The organism is Candidatus Symbiopectobacterium sp. NZEC135, from assembly GCF_025962695.1.
Window position 1 is genome coordinate 24,344 of record NZ_JAGFPF010000044.1, and the last position, 9,160, is coordinate 33,503.

Below are 9,160 nucleotides of genomic sequence, written 5' to 3' on the forward strand. Positions count from 1 at the left end.
CAGGTGCGGGACATTTTGCAGCAGTTAACCATAGCTTCAGTCGGTTGTGGGCCGTTCAGCCCACAGCCGACAGAGAATAAACCCATTACAAGAGGGAATAACCCGGTGAATCAGCACACAGCCACTTTCTGGGATAGCCAGCAACACCACCATCAGTCTGTCACTACCGTGCCGGAACGGCTTTCTGGCACCAAAGCACTGCGTATCGCCGTCGCCCTTGCCTGTATCGGGCTGGCGGGCTGCGCCGTCAAACCGGAACCAATCACCACCGAGCAGCAGGTGGCGCAAGCACTGAGCGACAGAACGCAGATGTTCGCCAATCAGGAACCGGTGCGCGGCACCATTACGCTGGAAGAAGCCATTGCGCGTGCGTTGAAATACAACCTGCAACAGCGCGTTGCGCTGCTGGAACAGGCTATGGAAGACAACCTGCTTGGCGTCCAGAATCTGGATATGCTGCTGCCTAAACTGACTGCCCGTGCCGGGATGCAAACCCGTGACAGCGTTGCGGCTTCCAGCAGTAAATCAATCAATACCGGAGAGGAATCTCTGAAGCCCTCCACCAGTCAGGATCAAACCACGCGCACCGCCGATCTCTCGTTAAGCTGGAACGTGTTGGATTTCGGCATCAGCTACTTTAACGCCAAGGTACAGGCCAACAAATCGCTGGCGGCAGAAGAGCGTCGCCGCCGCGTGGTAGCCGATATCACTCGTCAGGTGCGCACTGCCTACTGGGAAGCCGCCACCGCCCAGCGTTTACAACCGGAAGTCACCACCGCGCTGACGCAGGCCCGTCAGACGCTGGATTATGCGCGCCAGACTGAGCAACAACGTTTGCTGGCACCGGTGGAAGCACTGCGCTTCCAGAAAAACATGCTGGAAATGGTGCGTCAGCTAGAGATCGTCGACAGCGATCTGGTGGTGGCGAAATCGCGTCTGGCTGCGCTGATGAACCTGCCGCCCGCCAGCAAGTTTGACGTGGTGGTGCCCAGTGAAAGCAGCCTGGTGGCACCGAAGATCGTCTATTCACTCGACGATCTGGAAAACTTCTCCATGGTGAAACGCCCTGAGGTGCGCGAAGAGGGCTATCTGGCGCGTAACAGCGTGCTGGAAACCCGCAAATCGCTGTTGCGACTGCTGCCAGGCGTTTCACTGTTTGCAGGTGTGAACAGCGACAGCAACAGCTATCTGGTGAATCAGCAATGGGCCAGCGCCGGGGTTCAAGTCAGTGGCAACCTGCTTAACGTATTGTCCTGGTCATCGGTAAAACGGGCCGGTGAAGCCAATGAAGATCTGGCGGAAGTACGCCGTCAGGCATTGCGTATGGCGGTGCTGACGCAGGTGAACGTGGCCTGGCAGGAATACCAACAGAGCACACGCATGTTTGGGCGTTATCAGGAACTGGCGCGCATCCAGCGTGGCATCCTGAATCAGACCGCACTGAGCGTACAGCACCGCGCCGAAACGCAGATGGAGCAGGTGCGGGTCAGCACGGAAACCATTCTCACTACGCGCGCACGCGATCGCAGCTTTGCCGACGTACAAAACGCGCTGGGCGCGGTATACCAAGCGGCGGGGCTGGACGTGCTGCCGGATAACGTCAACGATGTCAGCCTGGCTGCCTTGAGCAGCAGCATCGCCCACACCACGGGCACGCTGGAAAAAGGCGGGGTCGCTGTGCCGCGCCTGTCGCTGGCAGCGGCTGCGCCTGTGGCACCTGTCGTCGCCCCCTCTGTGGCTACCTTACCCACCACGGCCTCAGTGGTAACCCCCATCCCCGCAACAGCGTCAGCCGCAGCCAAACCGTATCGCGTGGTCAACACCGATATGTGGGATAACCTGCAATCCCTTCAGGCGGGAGGCACACGGTAATGATGAGCAGCATGATGCGACCGCTGCTGCTGGCAAGCACGCTGGTTCTGCCCCTATGGGGGCAGGCTGCGCAGGGGGACATTCGCGTTCAGCTCAGCGCACAGCGCTATAGCGTACTATCGAGCGAAATTGCCGGTAAAATCACTGATATCACCGTGAAAGAAGGTGAACACTTTAAGCAGGGAGATACCCTGCTGACCTTCGACTGCACGGTACTGCGTGAGAAATTGAACTACTCCAGCGCGGCAGAAAACGCCGCGCGTAAAAAGCTGGCTATCGCCGACCGCCTCGACAAGCTCAACGCCATCAGCCTGTCAGAAGTGGATCAGGCGCGCTCCACCGTTACCATGGCACAGGCGGAAAGCGGCGTGAATCGCGCCATGTTGCAACGGTGCGTCATCAAAGCGCCCTTCTCTGGACGCGTCACCGAAACCAAGGTCAAACGCTGGGAGTCGGTGCCGGAAGGCAAAGAGCTGCTGGCAATCTATGACGACAGCGCCTTTGAACTGGAGATGATCGTGCCTTCTCGCTGGCTGGTGTGGCTGAAACAGGGCAGTCCGTTTCAGGTAACGCTGGATGAAACCGGATTAACCTACCCGGCAGAGATTAGCCGTATCTCCTCCTCGGTGGAGCCGGTGAGCCAGTCAGTAAAAGTGTTTGGCCGTTTGGCCCAGCCGAGCACTGGATTACTGCCGGGCATGAGCGGTGTCGCGCAGATAGCACCGCCAGACGGCATCACACCATGATGAATCCGACCGTCGCGTCGACGGCGCATACTGAGCAAGACCCACAGCTCAGGCTACTGTCTGAATTGCTGCAACTGCAACGGCGTGCCCGCGCGCGTGAAACCGCGGATGAGTTAGCATTTTTCATCGTCAATGAAACCCATTCGCTGGTGAGATATCGTCAGGCACTGTTGTGGAACAACGAGCAGCAGCGATTACAGGCAGTCTCGGGATTGGCATCGCTCGATTACAATGCGCCCTTTAGCAGCACCTTTAGCCAGTGGTGCCGCGGATGGCAGGCGGAGCAGCGCCAAAGCGGCACCCTACGCTGTCAGGAACTGCCGGTTGAGGATCAGGCGTTGTGGCATGAATACCTGCCCGAACACCTGTTATGGCTGCCACTGCGATCGGCACAGGGTGAAACCGCACTGACGCTGATTCTGGCACGCGAAACCCCGTGGCTGGCACCGGAGATCCTGTTGCTGGACACACTGGCAGAACCTTACGCCCACGCCTGGTCCTGCCTGCATAAACAGCGTCGACCTACGCCGACACACCCAAAAAAACGCCGTATGGTGCTGTTTGGCACCGTAGCATTGGTATTAATCCTACTGATCCCGGTGCGCCAGTCGGTGCTGGCTCCGGCCGAGATTGTGGCGCATCAGCCGGTGATAGTACGTGCCCCTGTCGCGGGCGTGGTAGACGCTATTCTGGTGCGCCCCAATCAACCCATCCGAGCCAATCAGCCTCTGGCGCGGTTGGATGCACGCGAGCTGGAAAACCGACACTATTCTGGTGCGCCCCAATCAACCCATCCGAGCCAATCAGCCTCTGGCGCGGTTGGATGCACGCGAGCTGGAAAACCGGCTGGAAGCCGCGCGCCAGACGTTTGCCACTGCCGACGCCCAGTATCGGCAGGCGCAACAACAGGCGCTGTTTGATGCCAACAGCAAGGCCAGTCTGGCGGTTCTGCAAAGCCGCCGCGAGCAGGCACAAAGCGAGCGAGACTTTCTCCTGCGCCAACTGGAGCGTATGCAGTTGACCTCACCGCGCGATGGTGTGGCGGTGTTTGACGATGCCAGCGAATGGATTGGCCGTTCCGTTGCAGTCGGCGAGCGCATCATGATGGTCGCCGACCCCAACGACGTGGAACTGGAGATCCAACTGCCCGCAGCGGATGCGATTGCGCTGGAAACCGGCGCGGATGTGCGGCTATTCCTGAACGTCGCCCCCAATGCCGCTCAGGAGGCGCAACTGACACAGATAGGTTATCGAGCAGCCCTCACGCCCGATAACGTCATGGCCTACCGCCTGCGCGCTCGCTTTACCGAGGACGATGCACAACGACGCGTCGGGCTAAAAGGCACAGCGAAGTTGTACGGTAAGCGCACGCTGCTGGTCGCTTACCTGCTGCGTAAACCGCTGGCGACGCTGCGCGTCTGGCTGGGGGTCTGATGCTGCCGGGCTCCCCTTCTGCTTCGGCACTCAGCCCGTTACGGGATGAGTTGATTTTGCATAAAGGCCCGGCGAACCGCGATGGTTCCCCCAGTTGGACGTTGGAAGATCCGCTGCGCGGCCTCTATTTCCGTATCGGTTGGCCCGAGATGGCGATGCTGTCTCGCTGGTCACTGGGTGACGCCGCACGCATTATTTCGGATATCCAACAGGCGTCGACGCTGACACTGGATGAAAGTGATGTGCACTACTTCAACCACTTTCTGCAAACCAACAGCCTGACGCGCGTCAGCGGCGATAAGGCGTTGGCGCAATTTTCTCAGCAAGTACAGCGCTCACAGGTATCACTGTGGCGCATGCTATTAAAGAACTATCTTTTTTTCCGTATTCCCCTGTGGCACCCGGACCGTTTTCTTAACGCCACGCTGCCTTGGGTCTCGCTGTTTTATCGCCGCTCATGCTTAACGCTGACGATATTGGCTGGCGTGTTGGGGCTGTTCCTCGCCGGACGGCAATGGGACACCTTCACTCACACATTTCTGCACTTTTTCACGCTGGAAGGTGCCGCACTAGCCGGACTCACGCTGTGCGTGACCAAAATTCTGCACGAATTCGGTCATGCCTACGCCTGTAAACATTTTGGTGCGCGCGTCGCTACCATGGGGGTGGCATTTCTGGTGATGATGCCGATGCTCTACACCGATACCTCCGGGTCGTGGAAACTGACACGCAGGCGTCAACGCATCACCATCGGTGCCGCCGGTATGCTAACCGAACTGGCGCTAGCCGCTTGGGCCACCTTAGCCTGGAGCTTCCTGCCGGATGGCATGCTGCGCAGCGCCGCCTTTATGCTTGCCACCACCACCTGGATCATGACGCTGGCGGTCAACCTGAGCCCGCTGATGCGGTTCGACGGTTACTTTTTGCTGTCGGATGCCTTGCAAGTGCCCAACCTGCAACAGCGCGGCTTTGCCATGGGCCGCTGGCAGATGCGCGAATGGCTGTTTGGCCTTGGGGATGCACCACCCGAGATCTTTCCCCGCTGGTTGCAGCGCACGCTGGTCGCCTATGCGTTTACCGTATGGGTTTACCGCCTGTTTCTGTTTACCGGTATCGCGATTCTGGTCTATCACATGGCCTTTAAGCTATTGGGCATGTTGCTGTTTGCCGTGGAGATCGGGGTTTTCGTGGCAATGCCCATCGTCAATGAGCTGCGTGCGTGGAGCCAACGCCGCAAGGACTACCGTATGAATCGCAATATGATAACCACCCTGACACTCAGTGTCCTTGTGCTGCTTCTCCTGCTGCTGCCCTGGCAACGAAGCGTTTACGCACCCGCCTTGCTGCGAGCAGAACAGCAAAGCAGCCTCTACACGCCGTTACCCGCTATGCTTGCGGGTATCGCGGTAAAGGTCGGTCAACCCGTGCAGGCTGGACAGGTGCTGTTTCAGCTCTCGTCGGAGCCGTTAGCCCACGAGCGGCAGCAGTTGGAGCGACAAATCGCCACGTTGGAATGGCAAAGCACATTCCAGTTGTTCAATAAGGAGGCTGCGGGCGATCACCTGCGTGTAAAACAGGAACGGGATGCCGCACAACAGCGTTTACAGGTGCTGTTACGCCAATCCGAACAGTTAACGGTGCGCGCCCCGATGGATGGCGTGGTGGCAGATATGGCGACACCGCTGTCGGAGGGGGAGTGGCTTGGACAAGGTGAATGGCTGGCCATCGTCACTCAGCCTGTCGGTGGTCTGGTAGAGGCTTTCGTTTCTGAAAAAGAGTGGCAGCGCTTGCGCATCGGTAATCCCGGTACGTTTTACGCTCAGGATGTTAACCACGGGGCGATACCCGTCACCATTGCTGATATTGACAGCACGGCCGTTCGCGATCTGAACAACGTGCCGGAGCTGGCCTCCCTCTACGGCGGTGCAATCGCCACGCTGAGTGATGGACAGCGTAAACTCCACCCGGAACAAGCGGTATATCGCGTCTTGCTACGGCTTCCGCCTGATTTTCATGCTCCGGGACAGGTGCTACGCGGTACGGCAGTGATGGAGGGCGATGCACAAAGCCTGTTGGTACGCGGCTGGAAACTTGCATCGGCAGTATTGATTCGCGAACTCTCCTTTTAACTCACTGTTTGGCATAACTCACGTAATGCCACAGGGAACGGTTTCAGCAAGAAAACAAGTGGCTATAGCGCATACTGAGCGCTAATCAGGAACAACAAGGAAGATGACATGATTATCATGCTCTACAAGCCCCCGGACCTCAGCCCTCGCATTGCACCGGAACATTGTAAGAAAGAGCAGGGGCCGAAGAAAATAACGCTGCATCTTATGAAAAAGGTGGAAAACAGCCTGCTCCCCCTACTGACAGCCCAACGAGAGCGGTTTCTGTTTCGCACCACCAGGAAACACCCTTGTTTGAACAACGTCTACCGCTGTGCGGTGAAAGAAGGCCATCGGGGCCGCTGTCAGGCAATAGGCACCGCGGTCACTGCGGTCGATGACATTTTTAAAAATACCACATTGAGGGGAACGGCGACACGTATCTGTCAGCAAACGCCCTGTGACAACACGCTCCCACCGGAAAAAGATCCCGCTATTGCGCTACGCGGCAAAAAATTTATCGAAACCTTTTTGGTGCACAAGACACCGTTGGACGAAGAAACCTACATCACCGCGCTTGGCGTCGGCTACCAACTCAAAAAACTCAAGTTCGATCCGCTACTAACTGACATGTTTGCCCAAGTATGGCGCGAGCGAGAGCAACTGTTACCCCCGGAGGCCATAACTCAATCAACGGCGCGCTCGCGAAAACAGAAATAATTGCACTGCACTGCACGATGATGTTATGGACTATTGATGGCGTATGTTAACGCTGCTTGCCCACATCATTCAGTGCCTCCATTGCTGGGCTGAGGAAATAGCTAAGGAATGTTCTTTTACCAGTTTTAATTTCCGCAGTAACCTGCATACCGGGTTCCAGTTGCCACTCCTCAGGCCCGACGCGCAATGACCTGTTCTTTAACGCAATAACCGCACGATAAACCAGTCCACGATCTTTATCCTCCGTAGCATCAGCTGCAATGTTCTGTAGCGTTCCATCCACCCAGCCGTAGCGAGTAAAATCGAACGTATCAATCTTGACGGTGACCGTCTGCCCCACCCGTAAAAAACCCACGTCCTGATTTTTGATCAACACTTCCGCCACAAGTTCGCTATCGACGGGAACAATTTTGAGCAACTCTTGTGGTGGTTCGACGGCCCCTCCTGCATCACGAAAGGCCAGCGAGTCAACGATGCCCTCTACCGGGGAACGCAAAGTATATTGCGCTATTTGGGCATCAACCTGTTTCAGTTGGCTAATCAATACGTGATTATCATGCTCGCGTTCAGCTCTATGACGGGCTACCGCATTGATGTTTTTCGCTCCCGCACTGATTTGCTCACGGTCCAACTGCGCCAGGCTACGGCGACATTCTTCCAAGTGTGCCGCTGTGCCATCGACAGCGTGGTGCGCCTCCAGGTATTTCTTTTTGATTTCTAACAAACTATCTCGGCTGGTCATTTTTTTGTGATACAAGCTCTCAATCGCCAGATATTGTTCTTTCAATACATTCAGTTGCCCTTCAGCCAGCTGTTTGCGAGATTGATGCCCCATCATTTGGGCATCCAATACCCTCTTTTTACTTTTATACACCTCTTGCTCGTGCCAATCATTTTCGACCTCTACCCTCAATAGCGCCTCGAGTTGACTAGCCAGCACAGCATCTTCCTGACGGTAACTATCAGGAAATACGTTGGACCACGGCTGGCCGTTGTAATACCCGTTGAGCTTATCCAGCCGCACAAGGTGAAACCGATTCAACTTCTGACGCAGTCGAAGTTCTTCAGCGCGCTCATCCAGATGCTGGCTATTCAATTTGATGAGCACTTGCCCTTGCTTGACGGGCATACCGTCTCGTACCAGCACACTGGCAACCTCAGCAGTTACCGCAGTACTGACAGGCCGCGAAAGTTCTCGCACGACCACCTTACCGTGCGTCACAGCGACAATATCGACCTTTCCCAGTGCCGCCCATAGCACGGTGAGGATGAGTGAGATCATGATGACCCACAAAATCGCTCTACCTACAGGAGAGGGCGGAGTCTCCTGGATTTCAATTACCGCTGGAAGAAATTCACGATAGTGTACTTTCATCACGCCTCTCCCTGCTGCAGGGCATAAAGCCGGGCATAGAGCCCGCCCTGAGCCAACAGTTCAGCGTGTGAACCTTGCTCACTGACCCTGCCTGATGCCATGGCAATGATGCGATCGGCACGGCGAACCGTCGATAACCGATGCGCGATAATAAATACCGTTTTGCCACGGCATATTTCAGCCATATTGTTCTGAATCACGCGTTCTGATTCATAATCCAACGCACTGGTGGCTTCATCAAAGATCAATATTCTGGGTTGAGTGATGAGGGCTCTGGCAATACCGATACGCTGTTTTTGCCCACCGGAAAAGAGATTGCCTTGTTCACCGACAGGGGTGTCATACCCCAGTGGTAGCGCGCTGATAAACTCATGTGCTCCGGCAAGAGTGGCCGCCGAAATAACCTGTTCAATGGGCGAGTTAGGCAACGCTAACGCAATGTTGTCGCGGACGGTGCCAGAAAAAAGCTGAGTATCCTGCAATACCACGCTGACACTACGTCGCAGCCAATGCGGATCGGTATGGGCAATGTCAGTATCATCAATAAAGATCTGCCCAGACGAAGGGAAATAAAGACGTTGTATCAGTCGGGCGAGAGTACTTTTCCCCGAACCGGAACGCCCAACAATACCGATGATTTCTCCTGCACGTACCGACAAGTTGAGACCATCCAGGACAGGCGGAGCATCAATTTGGTAGGAAAAACGGATATCAGTAAAGCGCACCGCCCCTTGTATCTGCGCAAGCGTTACACCACTTTTCTGCTGTTGCTCTGGCGGCACATTCAGAATGTCTCCCAGGCGTTTAACGGAAATAGAAACTTGCTGCACATCCTGCCACAGTTGCACCAGACGTAAGATGGGGCCAGTAACGTGCCCGGCAAACATATTAAAGGCAATAAGCCC

General features: G+C 56.1%; 8 protein-coding genes. 6 read left to right on the forward strand and 2 right to left on the reverse strand.

The window, feature by feature from the left end:
* Positions 1–105 precede the first annotated feature (105 nt).
* From J5224_RS17940 to J5224_RS17960, 6 genes are all read left to right on the forward strand, one after another.
* A complete protein-coding gene (locus J5224_RS17940; protein ID WP_264626651.1) occupies positions 106–1,872 on the forward strand; it encodes a TolC family protein in 1,767 nt (588 codons plus the stop codon).
* A complete protein-coding gene (locus tag J5224_RS17945; protein WP_264626652.1) occupies positions 1,872–2,618 on the forward strand; it encodes an efflux RND transporter periplasmic adaptor subunit in 747 nt (248 codons plus the stop codon). The genes J5224_RS17940 and J5224_RS17945 overlap by 1 nt, the downstream gene beginning before the upstream one ends.
* Entirely contained in the window at positions 2,615–3,538 is a 924-nt protein-coding gene (locus J5224_RS35800) for a hypothetical protein (RefSeq protein ID WP_413544694.1), read from the forward strand. The genes J5224_RS17945 and J5224_RS35800 overlap by 4 nt, the downstream gene beginning before the upstream one ends.
* Positions 3,438–4,052: an HlyD family efflux transporter periplasmic adaptor subunit gene (locus J5224_RS35805; protein WP_413544695.1), complete on the forward strand. Its 615-nt coding sequence runs from the start codon at positions 3,438–3,440 to the stop codon at positions 4,050–4,052. The genes J5224_RS35800 and J5224_RS35805 overlap by 101 nt, the downstream gene beginning before the upstream one ends.
* A complete protein-coding gene (locus J5224_RS17955) occupies positions 4,052–6,181 on the forward strand; it encodes an HlyD family efflux transporter periplasmic adaptor subunit (RefSeq protein WP_264626653.1) in 2,130 nt (709 codons plus the stop codon). Before J5224_RS35805 ends, J5224_RS17955 begins: the two co-directional genes overlap by 1 nt.
* 108 nt (positions 6,182–6,289) lie before the next feature.
* Positions 6,290–6,880 carry a hypothetical protein gene (locus tag J5224_RS17960; RefSeq protein WP_264626654.1) on the forward strand — a complete coding sequence of 197 codons (591 nt, stop codon included), beginning with the start codon at positions 6,290–6,292 and terminating at the stop codon, positions 6,878–6,880.
* A 46-nt stretch (positions 6,881–6,926) separates the two neighbouring features.
* Here the strand turns inward: J5224_RS17960 and J5224_RS17965 are convergent, their stop codons facing one another.
* Positions 6,927–8,255 (reverse strand): HlyD family type I secretion periplasmic adaptor subunit, encoded by a 1,329-nt coding sequence (locus tag J5224_RS17965; RefSeq protein ID WP_264626655.1) that lies wholly within the window; start codon positions 8,253–8,255, stop codon positions 6,927–6,929.
* A partial coding sequence (locus J5224_RS17970) for an ATP-binding cassette domain-containing protein (protein ID WP_264626656.1) occupies positions 8,255–9,160 on the reverse strand: 906 nt, incomplete at its 5' end. The genes J5224_RS17965 and J5224_RS17970, both read right to left, overlap by 1 nt.